This window comes from Actinomycetota bacterium (genome assembly GCA_035697485.1).
GTDB lineage: Bacteria > Actinomycetota > UBA4738 > UBA4738 > HRBIN12 > JAOUEA01.
Genome location: DASSCU010000062.1, coordinates 1 through 22,016, shown reverse-complemented (window position 1 = coordinate 22,016; position 22,016 = coordinate 1). Strand labels below are relative to the sequence as shown.

Annotated in this window: 22 protein-coding genes; 7 read left to right on the top strand and 15 right to left on the bottom strand. The window is 69.6% G+C overall.

The genetic code is table 11. The features are described from left to right. Positions 1–61: 61 nt before the first annotated feature. The 3 genes from clpX to tig all read right to left on the bottom strand — a co-directional run bounded on the left by clpX (position 62) and on the right by tig (position 3,448). The gene (gene clpX, locus VFI59_15520; protein HET6715102.1) at positions 62–1,333 is read right to left on the bottom strand and encodes an ATP-dependent Clp protease ATP-binding subunit ClpX; all 1,272 of its coding nucleotides are present in this window, start codon (positions 1,331–1,333) and stop codon (positions 62–64) included. Positions 1,334–1,406: 73 nt separating this feature from the next. Then, a complete protein-coding gene (locus VFI59_15515) occupies positions 1,407–2,060 on the bottom strand; it encodes an ATP-dependent Clp protease proteolytic subunit (GenBank protein ID HET6715101.1) in 654 nt (217 codons plus the stop codon). Further along, positions 2,057–3,448, bottom strand: a complete 1,392-nt coding sequence (gene tig / locus VFI59_15510; protein ID HET6715100.1) for a trigger factor — start codon at positions 3,446–3,448, stop codon at positions 2,057–2,059. Before tig ends, VFI59_15515 begins: the two co-directional genes overlap by 4 nt. 90 nt (positions 3,449–3,538) lie before the next feature. On the opposite strand from tig, the gene VFI59_15505 reads away from it, so the two are divergent. Beyond that, positions 3,539–4,300: an inositol monophosphatase family protein gene (locus tag VFI59_15505; GenBank protein HET6715099.1), complete on the top strand. Its 762-nt coding sequence runs from the start codon at positions 3,539–3,541 to the stop codon at positions 4,298–4,300. A 6-nt stretch (positions 4,301–4,306) separates the two neighbouring features. On the opposite strand, the gene VFI59_15500 is transcribed toward VFI59_15505, so the two are convergent. Both VFI59_15500 and VFI59_15495 read right to left on the bottom strand, forming a co-directional pair. Beyond that, on the bottom strand, positions 4,307–5,302 hold the full coding sequence (locus VFI59_15500) for a phosphotransferase (protein ID HET6715098.1): 996 nt from the start codon (positions 5,300–5,302) through the stop codon (positions 4,307–4,309). Next, positions 5,299–6,267, bottom strand: coding sequence for an ornithine cyclodeaminase family protein (locus VFI59_15495; protein ID HET6715097.1), 969 nt, complete (start codon positions 6,265–6,267; stop codon positions 5,299–5,301). The genes VFI59_15500 and VFI59_15495 overlap by 4 nt, the downstream gene beginning before the upstream one ends. A gap of 75 nt (positions 6,268–6,342) precedes the next feature. Between VFI59_15495 and VFI59_15490 the strand changes: the two genes are divergently transcribed. After that, entirely contained in the window at positions 6,343–7,476 is a 1,134-nt protein-coding gene (locus VFI59_15490) for an aminotransferase class I/II-fold pyridoxal phosphate-dependent enzyme (GenBank protein HET6715096.1), read from the top strand. On the opposite strand, the gene VFI59_15485 is transcribed toward VFI59_15490, so the two are convergent. After that, positions 7,473–8,132 carry a response regulator transcription factor gene (locus tag VFI59_15485; GenBank protein HET6715095.1) on the bottom strand — a complete coding sequence of 220 codons (660 nt, stop codon included), beginning with the start codon at positions 8,130–8,132 and terminating at the stop codon, positions 7,473–7,475. The genes VFI59_15490 and VFI59_15485 overlap by 4 nt on opposite strands. Then, positions 8,129–9,637, bottom strand: coding sequence for a HAMP domain-containing sensor histidine kinase (locus tag VFI59_15480; protein ID HET6715094.1), 1,509 nt, complete (start codon positions 9,635–9,637; stop codon positions 8,129–8,131). The genes VFI59_15485 and VFI59_15480 overlap by 4 nt, the downstream gene beginning before the upstream one ends. Before the next feature lie 142 nt (positions 9,638–9,779). Between VFI59_15480 and VFI59_15475 the strand changes: the two genes are divergently transcribed. The 3 genes from VFI59_15475 (at position 9,780) to VFI59_15465 (ending at position 11,985) form a co-directional block, all read left to right on the top strand. Continuing rightward, positions 9,780–10,712 carry a serine/threonine-protein kinase gene (locus tag VFI59_15475; protein ID HET6715093.1) on the top strand — a complete coding sequence of 311 codons (933 nt, stop codon included), beginning with the start codon at positions 9,780–9,782 and terminating at the stop codon, positions 10,710–10,712. A 95-nt stretch (positions 10,713–10,807) separates the two neighbouring features. Further along, entirely contained in the window at positions 10,808–11,317 is a 510-nt protein-coding gene (locus VFI59_15470) for a hypothetical protein (GenBank protein ID HET6715092.1), read from the top strand. 89 nt (positions 11,318–11,406) lie between these two features. Then, positions 11,407–11,985 (top strand): DNA-3-methyladenine glycosylase I, encoded by a 579-nt coding sequence (locus VFI59_15465; protein ID HET6715091.1) that lies wholly within the window; start codon positions 11,407–11,409, stop codon positions 11,983–11,985. Positions 11,986–12,020: 35 nt separating this feature from the next. Here VFI59_15465 and VFI59_15460 read toward each other — a convergent pair whose 3' ends face one another. The 3 genes from VFI59_15460 to VFI59_15450 are packed head-to-tail and all read right to left on the bottom strand — an operon-like array spanning position 12,021 to position 14,919. Further along, entirely contained in the window at positions 12,021–12,692 is a 672-nt protein-coding gene (locus tag VFI59_15460; protein ID HET6715090.1) for an ABC transporter ATP-binding protein, read from the bottom strand. Further along, positions 12,692–13,792 carry an ABC transporter permease gene (locus VFI59_15455; protein ID HET6715089.1) on the bottom strand — a complete coding sequence of 367 codons (1,101 nt, stop codon included), beginning with the start codon at positions 13,790–13,792 and terminating at the stop codon, positions 12,692–12,694. Before VFI59_15455 ends, VFI59_15460 begins: the two co-directional genes overlap by 1 nt. After that, positions 13,789–14,919, bottom strand: coding sequence for an ABC transporter permease (locus VFI59_15450; GenBank protein HET6715088.1), 1,131 nt, complete (start codon positions 14,917–14,919; stop codon positions 13,789–13,791). Before VFI59_15450 ends, VFI59_15455 begins: the two co-directional genes overlap by 4 nt. A gap of 131 nt (positions 14,920–15,050) precedes the next feature. Between VFI59_15450 and VFI59_15445 the strand changes: the two genes are divergently transcribed. Next, a complete protein-coding gene (locus VFI59_15445) occupies positions 15,051–15,944 on the top strand; it encodes a MerR family transcriptional regulator (protein ID HET6715087.1) in 894 nt (297 codons plus the stop codon). A gap of 21 nt (positions 15,945–15,965) precedes the next feature. Here VFI59_15445 and VFI59_15440 read toward each other — a convergent pair whose 3' ends face one another. From VFI59_15440 to VFI59_15420, 5 genes are read right to left on the bottom strand one after another with little or no spacing between them, the layout of a single operon-like run. After that, positions 15,966–17,432 (bottom strand): trimethylamine methyltransferase family protein, encoded by a 1,467-nt coding sequence (locus VFI59_15440; GenBank protein HET6715086.1) that lies wholly within the window; start codon positions 17,430–17,432, stop codon positions 15,966–15,968. Positions 17,433–17,453: 21 nt separating this feature from the next. Further along, on the bottom strand, positions 17,454–18,068 hold the full coding sequence (locus tag VFI59_15435; GenBank protein ID HET6715085.1) for a DUF1638 domain-containing protein: 615 nt from the start codon (positions 18,066–18,068) through the stop codon (positions 17,454–17,456). Next, on the bottom strand, positions 18,065–19,981 hold the full coding sequence (locus VFI59_15430) for an ASKHA domain-containing protein (protein HET6715084.1): 1,917 nt from the start codon (positions 19,979–19,981) through the stop codon (positions 18,065–18,067). The genes VFI59_15435 and VFI59_15430 overlap by 4 nt, the downstream gene beginning before the upstream one ends. Beyond that, on the bottom strand, positions 19,978–20,889 hold the full coding sequence (locus VFI59_15425; protein ID HET6715083.1) for a dihydropteroate synthase: 912 nt from the start codon (positions 20,887–20,889) through the stop codon (positions 19,978–19,980). Before VFI59_15425 ends, VFI59_15430 begins: the two co-directional genes overlap by 4 nt. Further along, the gene (locus VFI59_15420) at positions 20,886–21,539 is read right to left on the bottom strand and encodes a cobalamin-dependent protein (GenBank protein ID HET6715082.1); all 654 of its coding nucleotides are present in this window, start codon (positions 21,537–21,539) and stop codon (positions 20,886–20,888) included. Before VFI59_15420 ends, VFI59_15425 begins: the two co-directional genes overlap by 4 nt. A 234-nt stretch (positions 21,540–21,773) precedes the next feature. Here VFI59_15420 and VFI59_15415 point away from each other — a divergent pair. Next, a partial coding sequence (locus VFI59_15415) for a TetR/AcrR family transcriptional regulator (GenBank protein ID HET6715081.1) occupies positions 21,774–22,016 on the top strand: 243 nt, incomplete at its 3' end.

The following is a 22,016-nucleotide window of genomic DNA, read 5'->3' as shown; positions in this document are numbered from 1 at the left end:
GGAACGCCTGGATCCCGACTTCCAGCATCTGGTGTGGGGAAACGGAGCGATGCACTGCGGGCTAGGCGGTCTTCTCCTGGCGCTCGCTGCGCTTCTTCGTGGACTTCGCGTGCGGCACCAAGGTGGGGTTCACGCCCGTGAGCACGACGTCCTTGTCGACGAGGCACTTCGTGACGTCCTCGCGCGAGGGCAGCTCGTACATCACGTTGAGCAGGACCTCTTCCATGATCGCCCGCAGGCCCCGCGCGCCGGTGCCCCGCATGATCGCCTGCTCGCTGATCGCCCGCAGGGCGTCATCCTTGAACTCCAGCTCGACCCCGTCGAACTCGAAGAACCGCTGGTACTGGCGGACGAGCGCGTTCTTCGGCTTCGTGAGGATGTCGACGAGCGCGTCCTCATCGAGGTTGTCGACGCTCGTGATCACGGGCAGGCGTCCGACGAACTCGGGGATCAGCCCGAACTTCAGCAGGTCCTCGGGCAGCACCTGTGCGAACAGCTCCCCGATGTCCTTGTCCTCGCGCGAGACGACGTCGGCGCCGAACCCGACGCCCTTGCGGCCGATGCGACTCTCGATGATCTTGTCGAGCCCGGCGAACGCCCCGCCGCAGATGAACAGCACGTTCGTGGTGTCGATCTGGATGAACTCCTGGTGGGGGTGCTTGCGCCCGCCCTGCGGCGGCACGCTCGCCTGCGTGCCCTCGAGGATCTTCAGCAGCGCCTGCTGCACGCCCTCGCCGGAGACGTCGCGCGTGATCGACGGGTTCTCGCTCTTGCGGGCGATCTTGTCGATCTCGTCGATGTAGATGATGCCGGTCTCGGCCTTCTTGACGTCGTAGTCGGCGGCCTGGATCAGCTTCAACAGGATGTTCTCGACGTCCTCGCCCACGTACCCGGCCTCGGTGAGCGCGGTGGCGTCGGCGATCGCGAACGGCACGTTGAGCATGCGTGCGAGGGTCTGGGCGAGGTACGTCTTGCCGCACCCGGTCGGGCCCAGGATCATGATGTTGGACTTCTGCAGCTCGACCTCGTCGGTCTTGGCCCCGACCTGGATGCGCTTGTAGTGGTTGTAGACGGCGACCGAGAGCACCTTCTTCGCGCGCTCCTGGTCGACCACGTACTCGTCGAGGAACGCGAAGATCTCCTGCGGCTTGGGCAGCTCGTCGAGCTTCAGCTCGGTCGTCTCGGAGAGCTCTTCCTCGATGATCTCGTTGCAGAGCTCGATGCACTCGTCGCAGATGTAGACCCCGGGCCCGGCGATCAGCTTCTTGACCTGCTTCTGGCTCTTCCCGCAGAAGGAGCACTTCAGCAGGTCGGAATCTCCGAACTTCGCCATCAGCCTCTCTTCCCTCTCCGACGGACCGAACGGCCGGGTCTGGCGACCCGGCCGACGTGCGCCTGCGGAATCATCACACGGCGCCGACCCCTGCGGAAGCAAGTTCGGCGATGCCGCGCGTGGTGATGATCTCGTCGATCACGCCGTACTCCTTGGCCTCGTCGGCCGTCAGGATGAAGTCGCGGTCTGTGTCCTTCGTGACCTTCGCGAGGTCCTGGCCGGTGTGCTGGGCGATCAGTCGGTCGAGCAGCTCGCGCGAGCGGATGATCTCCTTGGCCTGGATCTCGATGTCGACGGCCTGGCCCTCGGCACCGCCGTGCGGCTGGTGCAGCAGGACGCGGGAGTGCGGGAGCGCGAAGCGCTTGCCCGGGGCCCCGGCGAGCAGCAGCACGGCCGCCGCGCTCGCGGCCTGCCCCATGACGATCGTGGACACGTCGGGCTTGATGTACTGCATCGTGTCGTAGATCGCGAACAGGGACGTGATGACCCCGCCCGGCGAGTTGATGTACAGGTGGATGTCTTTGTCGGGGTCCTCGCTCTCGAGGTGCAACAGCTGCGCCATGATCAGGTTGCCGACGTTGTCGTCGATCGGGGTGCCGAGGAAGACGATGCGCTCCTTCAGCAGGCGCGAGTAGATGTCGAACGAGCGCTCTCCACGGCTCGTCTGTTCCACGACCACGGGCACCAGGTAGTCGTTGGCGGTGATGTTCGATCGCATCTCGGTCATGGCTTCTCCTCGGTGTCGTCGGAGGTCTCGGTCTCGGCTCCGAGATCGTCGTCGCCCGGCTCGGCCTCGGCGGTCCCGTCGGTTCCTTCCGGTGATTCGGGTTCGATGTCGGCACGCTCGACCAGGAGATCGAGGGCCTTACCTCTGATGATATCCCCGGCCAGCGTCACGATCTGCCCGGAGCGTTCGAGCTGCTTCGCGAGCTCCTTCGAGTCACGGCCGTATGCCTCTGCGAGGGAGGTGATCTCGGTGCCCAGCTCGTCGGCCGTGACCTCGATCTTCTCGGCCCTCGCGACGCCCTCGAGCGCCAGGTCGGCCTTGATCGCGCGGATCGCATGGTCCCGTGAGTCCTCTCGGAGCCGGGACTCGTCCCACCCCTGGGCGTCGAGCAGGTCGTCGAGGGTCAGACCGGCCCGCTGCGCGCGCTCGCCGGCGTGGGCGACGCGGTGCTCGGTCTCGTCGTCGATCAGCGTGTCGGGGATGTCGACGTCGATCGAGTCGATCATCGCGTCGAGCACGCGGTCGCGGACCGCCGCCGTGGCCTCGCGTTCCTTCATCTCGCCCAGCCGAGTGCGCAGGTCGTCGCGGAGCTGGTCGATCGTGTCGAACTCCGACGCGGTCTTCGCGAAGTCGTCGTCCGCCTGGGGCAGCTTGCGGGCCTTCACGTCCTTGACGAGCACCGTGAGGTCGGCCGTCGTGCCCGCGAGCGCCTCACCCAACCCCGGACCCATCTCCTCGGAGACCTTCAGGATCTCGCCCGGCGTCGTGCCGATCAGCTGCTCGTCGAGAGCCTGCCCGAACTCACCCGATCCCACGAAGTAGAGGTAGTCGCTCCGGGTGAGGCCGTCGATCTCCTCGTCGCCGGCGAGCGCCTTCACGTCGACCGTGACGAAGTCGCCGTCGATCACCGGCCGGTCAGCGGGCTCGAGCTCGGCGAACCGTTCCCGCAGACGTTCGATCCATTCGTCGACGTCGGACTCGGCGACCTCGACGCTCGGCTTCGTCACCGTCAAGCCCGAGTAGTCGCTCTCGGTCAGCTCGAGCCGGGGCCGGACCTCGACGGTGGCGGTGAACACGAGCGGTGCGTCGTCGGCGAACCCCTCGAGGTCGATCTCGGGGTCGGCGATCGGCGCGAGGTCCCGATCGGACATCGCCTGCCGGTAGTACTGAGGCACGGCGTGCCCCAGGAACTCGTCGCGCACGACCTCCCGGCCGATCTGGGCGTCGATGATCTGCTTGGGCACCTTGCCCTTGCGGAACCCGGGGATCTTGACCTGGTTCGCGATGCTCTTGTACGTGGCGTCGAGCTCCTTCGAGTACTCGTCGGGCGGGATCTCGACGGTGAGCTTGACGGTGTGCTTCTCGGTGTTCTCGACGGTCGTCTGCATACGTCCCGTCAGGCTACCCGAGATCGTTTCGAGCGGTCCTCGGCCGAAGGTCCAGGACCTGGCGCCCGCGTCGGCCGATAGGCTCGGGAGATGTTCGAGCACGAGCGGGCGTTCGCGAACGGGCTTGCCGACCGGGCCGCCGACATCGGCATGGGACTCTTCCTGGGCGATGGTCTCGAGGTCCGCCACAAGGCCGACCGGACGGTCGTGACCCAGGCCGACACGTCGATCGAAACGATGGTGCGCGAGCAGGTCGCGGCGGCGTTCCCCGACGACCACGTGCTCGGTGAAGAGGAAGGCGGCGGCGACCGCAAGACCGGCCGCGTCTGGATCGTCGACCCGATCGACGCCACCGCGAACTACGCTCGGGGCATCCCGCTCTGGGCCACGCTGATCGCGCTGCAGGTCGACGGCGAGATCGTGCTCGGGGTCGTGAGCGCTCCGGCGATCGGCGAGCGATACGAGGCCGTGCGCGGCGCGGGCGCTCGCATGAACGGGCGGCGTATCTCGGTCAGCGACATCGACCGCCTCGACGAGGCGCAGGTCTTCCACGCAGGCCTCGAGGCCTGGCCCGACGGCTCCCGGCGCCGCCTCGTCGATCTGCTCGCCGCCGCCCCCCGCTCCCGGGGCTTCGGCGACTTCTGGGGGCATACGCTGGTCGCCCGCGGCGCCGGCGAGGCGATGATCGAGCCCGAGCTGAACATCTGGGACTACGCCGCGTTCCAGATCGTCGTCGAGGAAGCCGGGGGCCGCGTCACCCAGCTCGACGGGTCGCCGACGCGCCACCTCGGCAGCGTCGTGTCGTCGAACGGATCCGTGCACGACGGGATCCTCGCGAGGCTCGCCGGTTGAGCACCGTCAATCCAGGAGCTGATCGATCCTCGCCGCCCACCGGCGAACCCAAGTCTCCGCCTCGGCCAGGTAGGCAGGGTCGTGGTCCTGCACGATGTAGTTCGAGAGCATCAGGCATCGGTCCGCGGCGAACACACGCACCTCGCCTGGCACCCGTTCCGGCCAGGGGGCGACACGCTCGTAACCGCGCCGCAGCGCCCGTTCGAGCACTTCGAAGTCATCGAGGTGCGCGATCGTGAACACGGTGATACCGAGATCCTGGACGGGCCAGCCGACCATGCAGTCGTCGAAGTCGAGCACGGCGATCGCGCCGTCCTGGCGCACGAACGCGTTGTCTTCGTGCAGGTCGGCGTGGATCATGCGAGGCGGCTCGACACCGGTCAGGCGCTCGATCGCCTCGCCCGTCGCCGCCCGTGCCCGCTCGAAGGCCGCGACGCCGGTCACCCCGAGCGTCGCACGATGCTCGGCATCGAACAGCACCTCGGGCTCGAGGAAGGGATACGGGGAATCCCAGGTCTTCATGCCCGGCGGAGGCTCGAACCCGGCGGCGTGCGCGTGGAGCCTGGCCGACACCTCGCCGTACGCCTCGATGTTGCGTTCGGTCATCGCGCTCGTCAGCTGCTCGCCTTCGATCCACGAGAACACGGCGACCATGCGCACCTCGGGCACTCCGTGAGCCTCTTCCTCGACGACCAACGATCCGTCGCGGGCAGCCATCGGCGCGGGAACCGACACCGATCCGTCCGCGGCGAGCGCGGCGAGCCACGCCATCTCGCCGCGGACCTCGTCGAGCGTGCGTCGACCCGGCAAGCTCACGCGCAGCACGTGTCGCGAACCGGCGGCGGCATCGACGCGGAACACGCAGTTCCAGTCCTCGGTGATCAGCTCGAGCGACGGCGACGGCAGGTCGTATCGCTCCAAGGCACGCTCCGCGAGCCGTCGCAGCCGGGCGACGCGCTCTTCGGCCGGAAGTTCGTCGAACGAGCCCGCCAGGTCCGTCATCGCTCGATCGTCTCGCCCCGATCGCCGATGGCGCCCATCACGGCGTTCGCGGCGGCAACGTCCTGCACGCCGACGCCGGTGAGGTCGCAGACGCTGAGCTGCCCGGCTCCCGTGCGCCCTGTGGCCCGGCCGTCGCAGACCGCCCCCAGCTCGACCGCCCGGCCGGCCTGGTCGGGGGCATGTTGCAGCTCGCCGAGCGTGAGGCATTGTTCAGCCGAGTCGACCACCAGCACGTCGGCGCGCCGCAGGATCTTCGGGTCGAGCTCCTGCTTGCCTTCCCCGTCGGATCCGACCGCGGTCACGTGCGCTCCGGGCGCGAGCCACGAAGCGTCGACGAGCGGCTCACGGGCGGCGGTGCACGTGATGACGACGTCGGCGCCCTCGACCGCCTCGCGCACGGACGCGAGACCGTTGACCACGCAACCATCTCCCAGGCGAGCCCGCAGGTCGTCGGTGACACTGCGCGAGTGCGCCGGGTTCCGTCCCCAGACCCGCACCTCGGCGAAGCCGGGCCTCACCTCGGCGAGCGCCTCGACCTGGTACCGCGCCTGGGCGCCGTTGCCGATCACCGCCACCCGCTCGACGCGCTGAGGCGCCAGGTGGCGCGCCGCCACACCGCCCGCCGCCCCGGTCCGCAGATCGGTGAGGTAGCCGCCGTCGAGCAGGAACGCCGCCGGCGATCCGTCCCGCGCGTTGAAGACGATCACGAGCCCGTCGATCGCCGGCGGCTCGAGGCCGTAGAACCCGCTCGCGGCCTTCACCGCGTAGTACGGCGCGCCGTGCACGTGCCCGGCCTTCACGTGGATCTCGCCCCGCGCCTCGGGCACGTCGAGGTGGATCACGCCGGGAAGCTCGGCGGCGCCCGACGAGTAGGCGACGAATGCCCGCTCGCAGGCGTCGATGCACGCGGCCATGTCGATCGCCGCTCGCACGTCGTCGGCTCGGAGGATACGGACCCGACCCACGGTCGGCAGCCTACCCGGCGGCGCACAGCCCCCTGGTGCTACGGTCGCGGGGCGACCCCGACGAAAGGCTCACCCATGACGATCGAGCAGTTCCGCATGGAGCGGTACCAGTCCCTGCACTGGCACGAGGTCGACTACGACCTGTCGGAGTCGGGCGTGCTCCCCATGACGATCCGCGAGCTGCTCGGACCGGTGGCGGACGCCGAGGCGTTCCTCGCGACGGCCCTCGGCTACCCGCTCTCCGAGGGGTCCGAGGAGACGCGCGCGAACGTCGCCGCCTGGTACCCGGGGGCGACCGCCGAGAACGTGACGATGGTCAACGGCGGGTCCGAGGCGAACTTCCTCACGCTCTGGGCGTTACTGGAACCTGGCGATCGCCTCGCGTTCATGGTGCCGAACTACATGCAGGGATGGGGGCTCGGATCGGTGTTCGGGCGCGCGAGCGACCGCGTTCGTCTGCGCCTCGGAGAGAACGGGTGGCAGCTCGACGTCGATCAACTGCACGACGCGGTCACGAAACGGACCAAGGCCGTGATGGTCTGCAACCCGAACAACCCGACCGGGCACGTGCTCACCGAGACCGAGATGGACGAGATCGTGAGGGCCGCCGACCGGGTCGGCGCCTGGATCGTCGCCGACGAGATCTACCGAGGCGCCGAGCTCGAGGCCGACGTCGCCTCGCCCACCTTCTTCGGGCGTTACGACAAGGTGGTCGTCACGAGCGGGCTCTCGAAGGCGTTCGCGATGCCGGGGCTGCGGGTCGGCTGGGCGATCGCGCCCCCAAAGATGATCGCCCGCATCTGGGAGCGCCACGACTACACGACCCTCACCCCCTCGGCGGTGAGCGATCGGCTCGCCGCGTTCGCGATGCTGCCCGACGTGCGCGAAGCGATCCTCGGCCGCACCCGCGGGATCGTGCGCGCCAACTACCCCCGGCTCGAGGGGTGGCTCCGGACCCACGACGACGTCTTCACCTGGGACCGCCCCGACGCGGGGGCGATCGCGTACGCGAAGTACGACCTGCCCATCAAGAGCTTCGCGCTCGCCGAGCGCATCCGGACCGAGCGAAGCGTGCTGCTCGTGCCCGGCGACATGTTCGGCCTGAAGAAGGGCCTGCGGTTCGGCTTCGGCTACGACATCGAGCACACGCTGAAGGGACTCTCGCTCGCCGACGACGTGCTGGCCGAGGTCTCAGCGGGCGCGGGCTAGGGGTCGAAGCGGTAGCCCATGCCGCGCACCGTCGCGATGCGATCGTTGCCGAGCTTCTTCCGCAGGTAGCCCACGTAGACGTCGACCACGTTCGAACCCGGGTCGTAGTCGAACCCCCAGACGCGGCTCAGCAGTTGTTCGCGGCTCATCACCTGTCCGGGATGGCTGAAGAACGTCTCGGCGAGGGTGAACTCCCGCGCGGTGAGCTCGACCTCCGTGCCGTCGACCCGCAACCGCCGGGTGCGCAGGTCCAACACGCAGTCGCCGGCCTCGATCGTGGTCGAGGTGGTCGCGCGCTCGCTCCGCAGCCGGGCACGGATGCGCGCGAGCAGCTCCTCGAAGCGGAACGGCTTCGTGACGTAGTCGTCGGCCCCTCCCTCGAGCCCGTGCACCGTGTCGTCGACCTCGTCGCGGGCGGTGAGCATGACGACCTGGATGCCCGGGTCCCGGGATCGCAGATCGCGGAGCACCTCATAGCCGCCGATGCCCGGCAGGCCGATGTCGAGGATCACCAGGTCGAAGCGGTCCGTGCGCAGCTGCGCCAGCGCCTGTTCCCCCGTCGGGGCGACGACGGTCGTGAAGCCGTTGGCGCGCAGCCCTTTGTCGAGGAACGACGCGATCCGCTCCTCGTCCTCCACGATCAGGAGGTGGCTCATGGGACGGCCTCCGGCGCGCCCGGCGGCTGGTCGACGGGCACGACGATCGCGAACCGGCTCCCCCGCCCGGGCTCGCTCTCGACCCCGACGCGCCCGTGGTGGGCCTCGGCGATCGCCCGCACGATCGACAGCCCGAGACCGGCGCCGTCGGAGGCCCGCCTGCGGCCGCCACGCGCGAACCGATCGAAGATGCGATCGACCTCGTCGGGGGCGATGCCCTCGCCCGTGTCGCGGACCCAGAGCTCCGCCTCCCCGCCGAGCACCCGCGAGCCGATCTCGATCGCGTCGCCGGGCACCGTGTGCTGCACGGCGTTCTGGGCCAGCTGCATCACCGCCTGCGTCAGGCGCTGTCGGTCCGCGATCACGATGCCTCGCGCCACGCCGCCCAGCCGCCAGTCGCGGTCGCCGAGGGCCTCGGCCTTCGCGTGTACCTCTTCGGTGAGCTCCGCGAGGTCGACCGGTCCGAGTCGCAGGAAGTCGGCCCGTTCCGCCTTCGCGAGGATCAGCAGATCGTTCACGATCCGATGCATCCGTCCGAGCTCGTCGTCGATCAACGCCAAGGTCGCGCGTCGCTCCTCGGGGTCGTCGCCCATCAGGTCGAGGTGTCCGCGGATCACCGTGATCGGCGTGCGGAGCTCGTGACCGGCGTCGTCGACGAACCGCTGCTGCGCCTCGAAGGCTTCTTCCAGGTCGTCGAGCATGTCGTTGAACGTCGAGGACAGCTCGGCGAGCTCGTCGCGCCCCATCACGGGAAGCCGCTGGGTGAGGTCGGCCCCGGTCGTGATGCGCTTCGCGGTCGTCGTCACGGCACGCACCGGGCGCAGCACGCTCTCGGCGATCCGCCAGGCGATAATCGAGCCGATCAGCAAGATGATCAGCCCGACCTCGATCGCCCCGTTCACCGCGCTGCTCACCTGGGCCGCCTCGAGATCGCGGAAGTACGCGACCACGAAGACGCCGCGCACATCGCCAGCGACGTCGACCGGCACGGCGAGGTACTCCACCGTGCCCGCCGCGGTGTCGATCCGACCGCGATCCGACGTCTCGAGCCCGGCCCATCGAGCCATCAGATCCGCCTGCTCCGTGAGCCCGTAGGACCGGGCCACGGCCTCGCGGCGCGCGATCAGCCGTCCGTCGACGAACGCCAGGTAGGTCTCGTTCCGGTTCGGGACGTTGCGGTCGAGGAAGACCTCGAAGATCCGCCGGACGTCGTCGTTGAACCGCTCGCCCGTGAGTGGGTCGCGACCCCCGCTCAGGCTTCGCAGCTCGTCGGCTTCCTGCACGAGCGCGTCGTTGATGCGGTTGTCCAGTTGGACGAGCGAGGCCTGACGCACCACGAGGACGCCGGCGACAACCGCCACGGCGAGGCTCGCGATCGACCAGAAGAGGATGCGGGCGCGCAGGCCCCAGAACACGCGGCGAGGGGACGCGTCCGGGCTCGCGGGCGCCCCTGGCTCGGGTGGCGTCGTCTCGTCGAGGCTCGGAGAGGGGGTCTCGGTCTGCATCGGATGAGCCGCGCGTTCACGGCCGCGCGGTCCAGACATCATTCCACGGCGGCGGTCCCCGAAGCCCCTCGGATCGCGTGCATGAGGGAACTCTCATCCACGGCTCACGTCGGTCTCACCGCGCAGGGGCAGGCTGGCGAACATGGCGATCCGGAGAGACGAGCGCGCCCCGACGGCCCGTGATCGTGGCTCGAACCTGGCCGAGAGCGAGCAGATCGCGCCGGGCCGCACCGCGGTGCGCCTGCTCGGGTCCAGCAACGTGCACGACGTCTACGCGGCCTGGGACGACACGATCCTGGGGATCGTCGCCGTGAAGATGTTGCAGCCCGCGTCGGTCGGCGACGAGCGAGCGCTGCGGGCCCTGGCGGCCGAGGCCGAGGCGCTCGGGCGCCTGTCGCACCCGTCGTTCCCGCGCTGCTTCGACGCGGTGCTCGACGGAGACCGCCCGCATCTCGTGATGGAGCTGGTGGAGGGGCCGCGGCTCTCGACCCTGATCCGGAGACAGGGACGGCTCGGTGTCGAGCAGGCGATCCCCCTGATCCTGCAGCTGGCGTCTGCGGTCCACTACCTCGGCACGACGGGCATCGTGCATCTCGACGTGAAACCCAAGAACGTGATGATGGCGCCCCCACCCCGGCTGATCGACCTCAGCGTGGCCCGCACGATCGAACGGGCGAGGGCGACCGAGTCTCCGGTGGGCACCGATCGCTACATGGCGCCGGAGCAATGCGGCACCGGGCTCGCCCGCGAGATGGGCCGTGCCACCGACGTGTGGGGGGTGGGCGTCACGATGCACGAGGCCCTCGCCGGGCGACGTCCGTTCCCCGACGGCAACCATGCGGCGAGCGGCCCGGCGCGGTTCCCACAGCTGGAGCGCGACCCGGAGCCCCTGCCTCGCGACGTGCCCGACCCGCTGGCATCGCTGATCTCGGCGGCGATGTCGCGTCGCCCACAGGACCGGCCCACGGCCGCCGAGATCGTGCACGAGCTCGACCCGCTGACCGAGGCGATCCCTCCGCAGCCGGTGCTCGGCAAGGTCCGGGTCCGGGCCTGGAAGCCGAAGGCACGAACGTGAGAGAGGCCTCACCGGCGCCTCATCGAGGTCTCACGACCGGTGGCTACGTTGGGATCACGAGGCCGACGGACGGCCCGTGGAAGGAGTGATCGATGATGTGGACGAAGATCGCAATCGCGGCCGGCATCGTCGTCCTGATCGCCGGTGTCACGCTGGTGAGCGCGCCGGATCGAGACGCGAGTGGCGTCTCGCCGATCTCCCTCGACGACGATGCGGTGCGCCGCGTCGAGGACTCGATCACGGACGACGACGGCCCCGACGACGGGGACGGGGACGGAGACGACACGCCGGGCAACGATGGCACCGGCGGCGGCGACAACACCTGGAACGCCGCCTGGAGCGGTGACGGCGACGACACCCCCGGCAACGACGGCACCGGCGGCGGCGCCTGGAGCGGCAACTGGCAGGGCGACGGCGATGCCACCCGTGGCAACGACGGCACCAGCGGCGGCATCGACGGCGACGACACCGCGGGCAACGACGGCACCGGCGGCGGCGACAACACCTACGTCGCGAGCGGTGGCGGTGGCGGAGGCGGCACCGACGACGGCGGTGGCGGCGGTGGCGGCGGAGGTGGCACCGACGACGGCGGCGGCGACACCTGATCCATCCCGCCCGCACCTCGAGGGGAGGCCGTGCCCGCGGCCTCCCCTCGGCACGCTCGGTGTCGGCGCCCGTCGCTACGATCCCACCCGTGAAGGAGCCGACACGGTGTGAGTGGGTCCCCCTCGACCAACCCCGCTCCCTCGCGTACCACGACGAGGAGTGGGGCGTGCCCACCCACGACGACGTGCACCTGTTCGAGATGCTCATCCTCGAGGGAGCGCAGGCCGGGCTCAGTTGGTCCACGATCCTCAACAAGCGTGAGGGGTACCGCCGTGCGTTCGGCGGCTTCGATCCCGCCCGCGTCGCTCGCTACTCCCCCTCGAAGGTCGAGGCGTTGCTGACCGATCCCGGCATCGTGCGGAACCGGCTGAAGGTCGAGTCGACGGTGCGGAACGCCCGCGCTGTGCTCGATGTGCAGGCCGAGCTCGGCTCGCTCGACGCCCTCCTGTGGTCGTTCGTCGACGGCGTGCCGGTCGTGAACCGGTGGCGAGAGCTCGGCGACATCCCGGCCGAGACCGACGCCTCCCGCACGATGTCGAAGGAACTGAAGCGGCGAGGCTTCCGGTTCGTCGGCCCGACGGTCTGCTATGCGTTCATGCAGGCCTGCGGCCTCGTGAACGACCACCTCGTCGCGTGCTTCCGCTATCGACAGCTCGGCGGACGATAGACGATCCCAGCGGGACCGGACGACCTCGGAACCGCTCAGGCTGCCAGCCGGCCGTCGCTGATCTCGACCACGCGGTCCGCGTAGTGGGTCATACGGGTGTCGTGCGTGACCACGATCGCGGCCGTGCCCCGTCCCTTCACCTCGTCGCGGATCAGCTGCATCACCTGCTCGCCGAGCTTCGTGTCGAGCGCGCTGGTGGGCTCGTCGAACAGCACGAGCTCCGGTTCGTTCATCAGCGCCCGGCCGATCGCGACGCGCTGTCGCTCGCCGCCGGAGAGCTGCCCGGGCAGGTTCCCCACGCGGTGCGCCAGCCCGAGCTCGTCCAGCAGGTTCAGCGCGCGGCGCTCCGCCGGCTTCCCCGTGTTCCCCGCGAGATCGGCCACCACGAGCAGGTTCTCCTTCGCCGTGAGGAACGGCACGAGGTTCGCTCCCTGGAACACGAACCCGACGAACTCCCGACGGAACCTCGTGAGCTGACCGCGGTCGTACCCGCTGATCTCGTGCGGACCGACGCGAACGTCGCCCTCTGTGGGGGCGAGCAGGCCTCCGGCGATCGAGAGCAGCGTCGTCTTGCCCGAGCCCGACGGCCCGACGAGCGCAACCATCTCGTCGTCGCCAACGTTCAGGCTCGCGTGGTCCAGGGCGACGACCTCGGTATCTCCCGATCCGTACGTCTTGCGAACGTCCATCAGCTCCAGTGCCGGCATCAGCTTCCTCCTACGGCGGTTGCGGGGTCGATGCGCACGACCCGGCGGAACGAGATCGCGCTGCCGATCAGCGCGGTGACGATGAGCCCGAGCACGGTGATCACCGCACGCCGGATCTCGAGGTCGAGCGGGATCGCGTCGGGGATGATCGCCGCGAGTCCGAGCGTGATCAGGCCGCCAACGACGAACGCGCCGAGGGCGACCAGCACGGCTTGCAGGCTCAACCCGGCGGCGAGGGTGCGAGACGACGAGCCGATCGCCTTCAGCACGCCGAACAGCCCGACGCGCTCCAGCGTGAGGAGCGCGAAGAAGAGCGCCACCACGAGCCCCGCCACCACGAACGTCACCGTGATGATCGCCGTGAAGATCGAACGCTGGTCGCGCACGCCGGGGAGCCCGAGGATCGCGTCCTGCTTCGTGAGAGCCGTCACGCCCTCGACCTCCTGCTCGATCGAGGCGGCGGTGGCGGTCGGCTCCGAGCCGTTCGTCGACGACACGAGCAGGGCTTGCGACGAGCCCGGCGCCAGGGTCGCCGCCGGCACGTTCGCGCGCACGACCTCGTTCCAAGTCGTCGGATCCATCCAGACCGCGGCCTGCAGGTTGAACGTCGTGTCGTCGACGAAGCCGGCGACCTCGACGGGGATGCGCGCGGGACCGAAGCCGAGGGTCTGCCCGACCTCCACGCCGTCGTCCTCGAGCGAGTGGTCAACCCAGGCCTCACCCGTCGCGGGGGGATCGGGGACCGCCGTGTTCGCCGCCTCGTAGCCGAACACCGCCGTGTCGATCGGCTCCTCGACCCCCGGCACGCGCGCCGGCAGCTGCACGACGCTGAGACCGCTCACCGACCCGACCGCGTCGACGGCGGCGACGTCCGCGCGCATCGTTTCGTCGAGCCTCGACCGGAAGAACGAGTCGTTGGCCTCCTCGCTGTAGACGAAGACGTCGGCTGACTGGGCCTCGAGGGCGCGGGTCGATCCGAGGTAGAGGCCGTCGAGCAGGCCGCCGAGCAACAGGATCAGCACGACGATCAACGTGAGCGCCCCGCAGGCCGACAGGAACCGCGACGGCCGGCGGATCAGCTCCTTCCAGGCGGTCTTCACGCGAGCCCACCCCCCGCTTGGCGCTGCGTCGCCCCGAACGGATCGAGCTTCGCCACGCGGCGCATCGACGCGACCGAAGAGATCAGGGCCAGCACGAGGATCGCTGCGCCGGTGGTGAGGATCAGGCGGGGGCTCGCCGAGACCTCGAGACCGCCGCTCCCGCCTCTGGTGGCGAGCACCAACAGCAGTGAGGCGATGACGACGCCCGCGACTGTGACGATCGTGACCTGCAGGGCGATGTTCGCGAGCAGGTAACGGCTGCTGGCACCGACCGCGCGGAGCAGGGTGAGCGACTGCGTCTTCTGCACCGTGAGGATCAGGAAGAACACCCACGTGACGAGCACCACCACGATGAACGCGAGCAACAGGATCACGGCGAACGACTGGCTGATCGACTCCACCCCGGGCAGGTTGTCGATCGCCGTCTGCGTGGCCACCGCCTCGACGCCCTCGACCGATCCGTCGATCGCCGCGACAGCGGCCTCGGGATCCGCGCCGGGCGCCGGATGCACGGCCACGAGCGTCGGCAGCACCGCCGGGGCATCGGGGTTCACCGACCGCGAGAGCCGCTCCCAGGTCGCGTACGTCGTGTAGAGGGTGGGCTGCACGTTGAACTGCGCGTCGCTCGCGAGCCCCACGACGCGGATCTGCTCATCACCCGGCACGACCCGCACGGTGTCGCCGATGTCGTAGCCCTTCGACGCGTCGACGTCGCTCGCCACGGCCTCGCCGTCGCTCTCGGGAAGCCGCCCCTCGACGAGCGTCGTCGGCCCCCCGGGGCCTTCGAGCACGTACCCGAAGATCGTGGTGTCGGTCAGGACGCCGTCGCCCGCGTCGACCGTGAAGGTGGACTCGCCGAGCGGTTCCGCCTGCTCCACCTGCGGCACGGCCCGGACTTCCTGGACCTGCTCCGGCGTGACCACGCTGGCCTCGACGCTTCCCCGTGCGTCGGCGTTGAAGACCAGCACGTCGGCCGATTGGTTGGCGAGCCCGTCGGTGAACGATCCGAGCAGCCCGCTCGCCAGCGTCTGCTGGAACAGGATCAGGAAGACGAGCAGCGCGACGGCGCCGATCAACAGCCCGAACCGTAGCTTCGCCCGTCTGATCTCCGCCAGCGCCAACCTCACCCTATCCACCTCCTCGAGAGGTCGCAACGCCCCAACAGGCAGACTATCCCATGCGTTGATGCATGGTTTCAAGCCAGAATCTATGCAGCATCAGATTGACCATATCGCCTGCTCATGCCTACCCTGGGGATATGCAATCGATGCAACCCTCCGCTTCCCCGACGCAGATGACGATCGCCGCCGTCTCGTCGCTGCTCGGCATCCCCGTGCCGACGATCCGCTCCTGGGAGCGGCGGTACGGGTTCCCCGTGCCCTCTCGGACCCAGGGGAAGCACCGTCGCTACTCCGTGGACGAGATCGACCAGCTCCGCATGATGCGCGACGAGATCACCCGGGGCCATTCCGCGAGCGAGGCCGTCGACATCGTGCGACGGTACGCGACCGAGGACCGGCCCCGGGCCGAGCTGCTCGATCGGTTCCTCGAGGCGTCGATGCGGCTCGACCCCGCCAAGCTCCGCGAGGTGCTGATGAGCGGCGCGGAGTCGATGGGCGTCGAGGAGACGATGCGCGATGTCGCGCTGCCCGCGATGCGCGAGATGGGCAGCCGGTGGAAGGCCGGCGTCTGCGACACCGCCCACGAACACCTCGCCACCGAGGCCGTCCGCGTCTGGCTCGCTCGCCAGTCGGCGATGGCCCCCGCTCCGTTCCGGCCGTTCCCGCTCGTGCTCGCGTGCGGCCCGAAGGATCTGCACACGATCGGGCTGGAGGCGTTCGGCGTCGTGCTCGCACGCCGTGGCTGGTCGATCCGGACGCTCGGCCCGCTCACGCCCGTGAGCTCGCTCGTCGCTGCGGTGCGGGCGGCCGAGGCGCGCGGCGCGGTCGTGACGAGCCAGCGCAGCGTCACCCGCCGGCCGGCGGTCGAGGCGATCGTGGCGGCCGACGCCCTGGCCGGCGTGCACGCGTTCTACGCGGGGGCGGCGTTCGGCCCCGCCGCCGCCCGCAAAGACGTGCCCGGCACCTACCTGGGCGAGGACATCATCGAGGCCGCCGAGATCCTCGAGCGGGTCTTGGCCGACGCGGCCTGAGCTGAACCTCGACTCGCCCGATCAGTCCTCGACGTAGAGATCCGGTGCGTCGCGGCGACTCGCCATGTATGCCAGGAGCTCCTCGTCGATCGCGGTGTCGAGGCCGGGATCCTCGTAGGTCTCGAGCAGCTGCTTCCACGCGCGATTCGCCGCCACCTCGGTGGTTTCCGAGCCCATGGCCTCCCAGGTCGCGAAGTCGGGCGTCTGGAACAGCGGCGACATGTAGAGCCACTCCTTGAAGTGGGCGCGTGTGTGCGGGGAGGACAGGAACAACCCGCCGGGACCGGTCTCCCGCAAGGCCTCGAACGCGAGCTCCTCGTCGCTGAAGCCGATGCCGCTCGCCTGCACCCGGAACTGGCGCAGGAGCTCCACGTCGAGCGCGAACTTCTCGAACGACGCCGTGAGGCCGCCCTCGAGCCATCCGGCGGCATGGAGCACGACGTCGGTCGCCGCGAGGTTCGTCGCCCACAGCATCATCTGGGTCTCGGCGGCGGCCTGCGCGTCGACCGCGGGCGAGGACGCCAGGCCTCCCCCACCCCGGAACGGCAGGCCGTATCGCCGTGCCAGCTGCGCGCCGGCGAGGATGCCCCACACCGACTCGGGCGTGCCGAACGCCGGCGAGCCGGTGCGCATGTCGGTCACCGTGAAGAACGACCCGTACAGGCACGGCACCCCCTCGCGCACGAGCTGAGCGAGGGCGACGCCGCTGAGCGCCTCGGCGACCTGTTGGGTCAGCCCCCCGCTCACGCTGACCGCGCTCGTCGCCCCCGCCAACAGGAACGGGGTCAGGACGATGGGCTGCTTCGCCTCGGCCCATGCGATCAGAGCGTCGGTCATACGGAAGTCCCATATCAGCGGCGAGTTCGGGTTCACGATGCCCATCAGCGCCGGCTCCACCTCGATCGCCTCACGCCCCCCGTGCACGATCTCCGCCATCCGGATGCCGTCACGAGCCCGCGGACCGCTCGTGCCGTAGGTCGTGTACGGCTTGTCCGAGTACCGGATCGTGGAGTACTCCATGTCCATGTGCCGGACCTCCATCTGGAGGTCGGTCGCCTCGGCAGCGCCGGTCTGCGCGCAGTTCAGCACGTCGGTCGCCTGCGTCAGCTTGATGAACCTGTCGTGGTCTTGGATGCGTCCGCTCCGGCGCCCTTCGTCGAGGTCGCTGGCGAACGGCGGCCCGCCGACGTTCATCCACACGGGCACCGCATCCGGGTCCCCACCCGCCCCCACGGTGAGCGACCGCGCCGGGTTGCGCCCGCGCAGCCGGAACGACGACGGCGCCTTCGCGACGTGTTCCATCACGAAGCCGCGATCCCAGTAGACCCGCTCGTCCTCGATCTTCAGCCCTGCATCGGCGAGCAGTGCCCGCGCCGGCCCGTGCTTCACGTCGGTTCCGATCTCCTCGAGGATGCGCATCGCGGTCTCGTGGACCGTCTCCTCCTGCTCCTCGCTGAGGATGCGGGGCGCCCGGTCAGGCTCGAACATCGTCGGTCTCCTTCATCTGCGCTACGCCTTCGGCTGCTCGAGCGCTTCATCCATCAAGGGCACGAGCAGCTCCTCGAGGGGCTCGATCCCGAGGTCGTGGATCTCGAGCGGCAGCTGCATGTACCCGGCGATCTCGCGCGCCTTCGCCTCCCGCTCGGGATCGGGGTGCTGGCGCACGAACAGCACCCGGCTCAGGTTGCCGAAGTACGTCTCGTGCAGCCAGGGGAAGCGGTCGAGGCCGAGGCCCTTGATCACCGCCCGCTCCCAGTTCGTCACGAGCCAGTCGGTCAGGAAGTAGATGCCGATGTCGGTCTCGAACCGCCGGTAGAGCTCTCCCGCGTACCACTGGAAGCAGTGCACACCCGCGGGCCGAACCGCCGGGTAGCGCGACAGCGCCTCGTCGAGCCTGCCGCCGGTGCCGCAGTCGCCGTAGGCGACGATCACGCGCTCGTACCTGGGCAGCAGCGCCTTCAGCTTCTCCTCGACCGCCGGGGCGATCTCGAGCGGGGTCATGTGCAGGTCGCTCGAGATGCCGTGCACGTCCGCGTCCCACCCGTGTCGGTCGACGAGCGTCTTCGCGTCGATCGCGATCGCGCCGCACGCGAGCAGGGCCACGCGGGCACCGGACGCGGTCACGACCCCGCGTCCTCCGAGCCGACGCTCGCCGATGCCCTCGCCTCGGCCCTCGCCACGATCGCGGCCTCGTTCGCCGCCTGCGCCGCGTGCAGGTCCTCGATCGGCGGGAACCCGAGGTTCCCGATGAACCGGTCGTTGAAGTCTTCCTCACCCGAGAGCTCGATGTACTCCACGATGCCGGGGATCTCCCATGCGACCTCGCGTTCGCGGAACGACATGAGCGCCATCTTCGCGCCCTCACTCGCCGTGTTGCCGACCGCCTTGATGCGCTGGACCGGCACGGGCGGCACGAGCCCGATCACCCGTGCGCTCTGCGGGTTGATGTACGAGCCGAACGACCCCGCCAGCATCACCGCGTCGAGGTCGGACGACTCGAGCCCGAGCGCGCGCATCGCCGTCTCGATGCCGGTAGAGATCGCACCTTTGGCGAACTGCAGGGCGCGCACGTCCTGCTGGGTCAGCACGACGTCGCCGTGTAGCTGGAACGCCTTCACGTCGTCGCGCATCACGAGACGGTCGGCGAGCGGGTGGCCGGCGTCCTCGGCCTCCTCCCGCGACATCATCTTGCCGCCGTCATCGAGCAGCCCCGCGAGACGCAGCTGTGCCACGACGTCGATCAGCCCCGACCCGCAGATGCCGCGCGGTTCGGCGTCGTCGCCGCCGATCACCTGCAGCTCGACCCGGCCGCTCGCGAGCATGACCCCCTCGATCGCGCCGTCCGTGGCGCGCATGCCGTGCACGATCTCGCCGCCCTCGAACGCCGGGCCGGCGGGCGCGGCGGTGGCGACGCTGCGCTCCTCGCTGCCGCAGGCAATCTCGCCGTTCGTGCCCACATCGACGAGCAGCCGGGTCTCCGGGTCCCGCACGAGACCGGTCGCGACGATATCGGCCACGATGTCGGCGCCCACGTAGGCGCCGATCGACGGGAACAACGCCACCCAGCCGAGCGGGTGCATGTCGAACCCCGCCTGGTCCGCGCGCAGGTCCTGCGGCTCGGTGAACGTCGCCACGTACGGCGCGAGCGCGAGCGACTCGGGGTTCACGCCGCAGAGCAGATGCATCATGGTCGCGTTGCCCGCGACGACTGCCTCGTAGACCTGGTGCTGGGCCACGCCGGCTTCGTCCCGGGCGCGGCCGAGCAGCTCGTTCACGGTCGAGATCGCGGCGTCGCGCAGTTGGACGACGTTCCCCTCGCCGTGCATCGCCTTGGCCATGCGGGCGATCACGTCGGCGCCGAAGGGCGCCTGATGGTTGACCGTGCTCGCCACACCGACCGTCGCGCCGTTGCGAAGGTCGACCAGCGTGCAGACACAGGTCGTCGTGCCGATGTCGAACGACGCTCCGAACATGCGGTCGGTGGTGTCGCCCGCCTCCACGTCGACGAGGTACTCCCCAACCAACGTCGCGGTGACGTTCGAAGTCGCGTGGAACGCCCGCGCGATCCTCGGCATGACCTCCCAGTCGTAGTTTCGGTTGTACCCGGCCTCCTCGACCGCGTCGAGCACGCGGGCGAGATGGGATCGGTGGTCCTCGAGGGACGGTGGCGGCAGCTCCAAGTAGAGCTTGACCACGTTGGGCTCGAGCAGCACGAACCTGCCGACGCCCATCGTCGCCGCCTTGGGCATCTTCATCAGGCGGGGCACCTCGCACTCGGTGTCCTCGATGATCTCGGCCTGGCACGACAGACGCCACCCATCATCGAGCCGATCGCTCAGGTGGCGGTAGTCGGCGAGCGTGCGCTCGATGTGCCCGGACAGCACCATGACCCCGCACTTGCCGCACGTGCCCCGGCCGCCGCACGTGGACTCGATCGGCAGCCCCGCCCAGTGCGCCGCGTTGAACAGCGTCGTGCCCTCGGGCACCCGGACGGTCTTACCGCTCGGCTGGTAGGTGACCTCGACCTTCTTGGTCATGCGGTCGGCTCGCCCCCAACGTTCGCCGCCTCGGCTGCCGCGAGCTCGGCGCGGTGCAGCGCGATCCAGTTCGCCCCGTACTCGTCGCGCCCGAGCAGCAGGTCGGCGGCGAGGATCGCCTTGCGCGACTCGATGTGCAATGGGTTCGTGATCGCGGTGTTCATGCCGGTCACGATCGACATCGTGAGGAACGCCGAGTCGATGCCGCGGCGGTCGGGCATGCCGAAGGAGATGTTCGAGGCGCCGCAGCTCACGTTCACGCGCAGCTCGGAGCGGATCAGCTTCACCGTCTCGTACATCGATGTCGCGGCGTCGGGCGCCGCGCCGATCGGCATCGTGAGCGGATCGATGATCACGTCCTCGTGGCCGATGCCGTGGTCGGCGGCCGCCTCCACGATCTTGCGCGCGGCCGCGAGGCGCACCTGCGGGTCCATCGAGATGCCTTCCTCGTCGTTGGCCATACCGATCACCGCCGCGCCGAACCTCGCGACGAGCGGCAGCAAGCGCTCGAGCGAGTGGTCCTCGGCCGTCACGGAGTTGATCAGGACCCTGCCCTGAGCGAGCGGCACCGCGGCCTCCAGAGCCTCGGGCGTCGAGGAGTCGATGCACAGCGGCACGTCGACAACCTCGTGCACGGTCTTCACCATCGCCGAGAGCATCGCCGGCTCGTCGAACCCGGGGATGCCGGCGTTCAGGTCCAGCACAGCGGCGCCGGCCTCGACCTGCGCGACCGCGTCGCGCTGCACCGTGGTCATATCCATCACCTTCAGCTCCTCGGTGAGCTGCGTGCGACCCGTCGGGTTGATGCGCTCGCCGATGATGCGGAAGGGGTGCTGGTCGCCGATCGCGATCTCGCCACCCGGACCGCTGAGGATCGTCGTCGCGACGTCGCTCGCCGCGCGGCTCATTGGGCCGCCCCCACGAGCTTCTTCGCGATCTCGACCGCCTCGGGGGCGTTGTTCGCGTAGCCGTCGGCGCCGATCTGCTCCGCCCATTCGGGCGTGACCGGCGCGCCCCCGACCATGACCTTCACCCGGTTCCTCAACCCCTCGGCCTCCAGCTTCTCGATGACCCTCTGCTGATACGGGACCGTGGTGGTCAGCAGCGCCGAGAGCCCGACGATCTGGGGTCGCAGCTCGCGCACGACCTCCACGATGCGGTCCGCGCTCACGTCCTTGCCGATGTCGTGCACGTCGAAGCCGCTGGTGCGAAGCATCGCACCCACCATGTTCTTCCCCAAGTCGTGCAGGTCGCCCTTGACGGTCGCGAGCACGACGATCGCGCTCGCCTCGGTGTTCGCGTCGCGCATCGCCAGCAGGGCCGGCTCGACGATCGCGTTGCAGCGCTTGAACACCTCGGCGCTCGCGACGACCTCGGGCAGGAACACCTCGCCCCGCTTCCACATCTCCCCGAGGTCGAACATGGCCACGGCCATGCCCTGCTCGAGGATCCACGTCGGGTCGGCGCCCGAATCCACGAGCCGCCGGGCCGCGGCGACGCCGAGATCCATGTCGGCGGCGATCAGCGCCCGTTTCAGGACCTCGAGGTCTTCCTGCATCGCCGCATCCTTCCGCGCGTCGGCGGGTCTCGGGCAGGTCCTGCTCCCGGAACCGTTGAATCGGCTCTCGTGGTGACCTGAGGTCAGCACCTTCGCCAGGGCCGTCAGCACCCGATGATGCCAGCGAGCGGACGTCGTTGGGAGCCCCTCGGGAGGTCTTCGAGTGACCGAGGGTCAGTCAAGAGCCCACCGGCTCCGTAGCCTGGTGCGCGCACCCAGGTCGCGAGGAGCCGCATGGTCGCCGAGCCGAGATCGCCAAGGAACGCCAAGACGCAGGTCAAGCGCGACCGCATCGTGGGATCGGCGATGCGCCAGTTCGCCGAGCACGGCTACCAGGGCGCCAAGGTCGAGGACATCGCCATCGAGCTCGGCATCGCCAAGGGTTCGATCTTCCAGCACTTCGGGTCGAAGTCCGGCCTGTTCCTGCAGGCGTACAAACGTGCGGTGCTGACGCTCCCCGCCTGGCTCGACGCTCCC

Coding starts and splice junctions, on each gene's coding strand:
- clpX (HET6715102.1), bottom strand. CDS start 1,333: ATGGCGAAGTTCGGAGATTCCGACCTGCTGAAGTGCTCCTTCTGCGGG.
- VFI59_15515 (HET6715101.1), bottom strand. CDS start 2,060: ATGACCGAGATGCGATCGAACATCACCGCCAACGACTACCTGGTGCCC.
- tig (HET6715100.1), bottom strand. CDS start 3,448: ATGCAGACGACCGTCGAGAACACCGAGAAGCACACCGTCAAGCTCACC.
- VFI59_15505 (HET6715099.1), top strand. CDS start 3,539: ATGTTCGAGCACGAGCGGGCGTTCGCGAACGGGCTTGCCGACCGGGCC.
- VFI59_15500 (HET6715098.1), bottom strand. CDS start 5,302: ATGACGGACCTGGCGGGCTCGTTCGACGAACTTCCGGCCGAAGAGCGC.
- VFI59_15490 (HET6715096.1), top strand. CDS start 6,343: ATGACGATCGAGCAGTTCCGCATGGAGCGGTACCAGTCCCTGCACTGG.
- VFI59_15485 (HET6715095.1), bottom strand. CDS start 8,132: ATGAGCCACCTCCTGATCGTGGAGGACGAGGAGCGGATCGCGTCGTTC.
- VFI59_15480 (HET6715094.1), bottom strand. CDS start 9,637: ATGCAGACCGAGACCCCCTCTCCGAGCCTCGACGAGACGACGCCACCC.
- VFI59_15475 (HET6715093.1), top strand. CDS start 9,780: ATGGCGATCCGGAGAGACGAGCGCGCCCCGACGGCCCGTGATCGTGGC.
- VFI59_15470 (HET6715092.1), top strand. CDS start 10,808: ATGTGGACGAAGATCGCAATCGCGGCCGGCATCGTCGTCCTGATCGCC.
- VFI59_15460 (HET6715090.1), bottom strand. CDS start 12,692: ATGCCGGCACTGGAGCTGATGGACGTTCGCAAGACGTACGGATCGGGA.
- VFI59_15445 (HET6715087.1), top strand. CDS start 15,051: ATGCAATCGATGCAACCCTCCGCTTCCCCGACGCAGATGACGATCGCC.
- VFI59_15440 (HET6715086.1), bottom strand. CDS start 17,432: ATGTTCGAGCCTGACCGGGCGCCCCGCATCCTCAGCGAGGAGCAGGAG.
- VFI59_15430 (HET6715084.1), bottom strand. CDS start 19,981: ATGACCAAGAAGGTCGAGGTCACCTACCAGCCGAGCGGTAAGACCGTC.
- VFI59_15425 (HET6715083.1), bottom strand. CDS start 20,889: ATGAGCCGCGCGGCGAGCGACGTCGCGACGACGATCCTCAGCGGTCCG.
- VFI59_15420 (HET6715082.1), bottom strand. CDS start 21,539: ATGCAGGAAGACCTCGAGGTCCTGAAACGGGCGCTGATCGCCGCCGAC.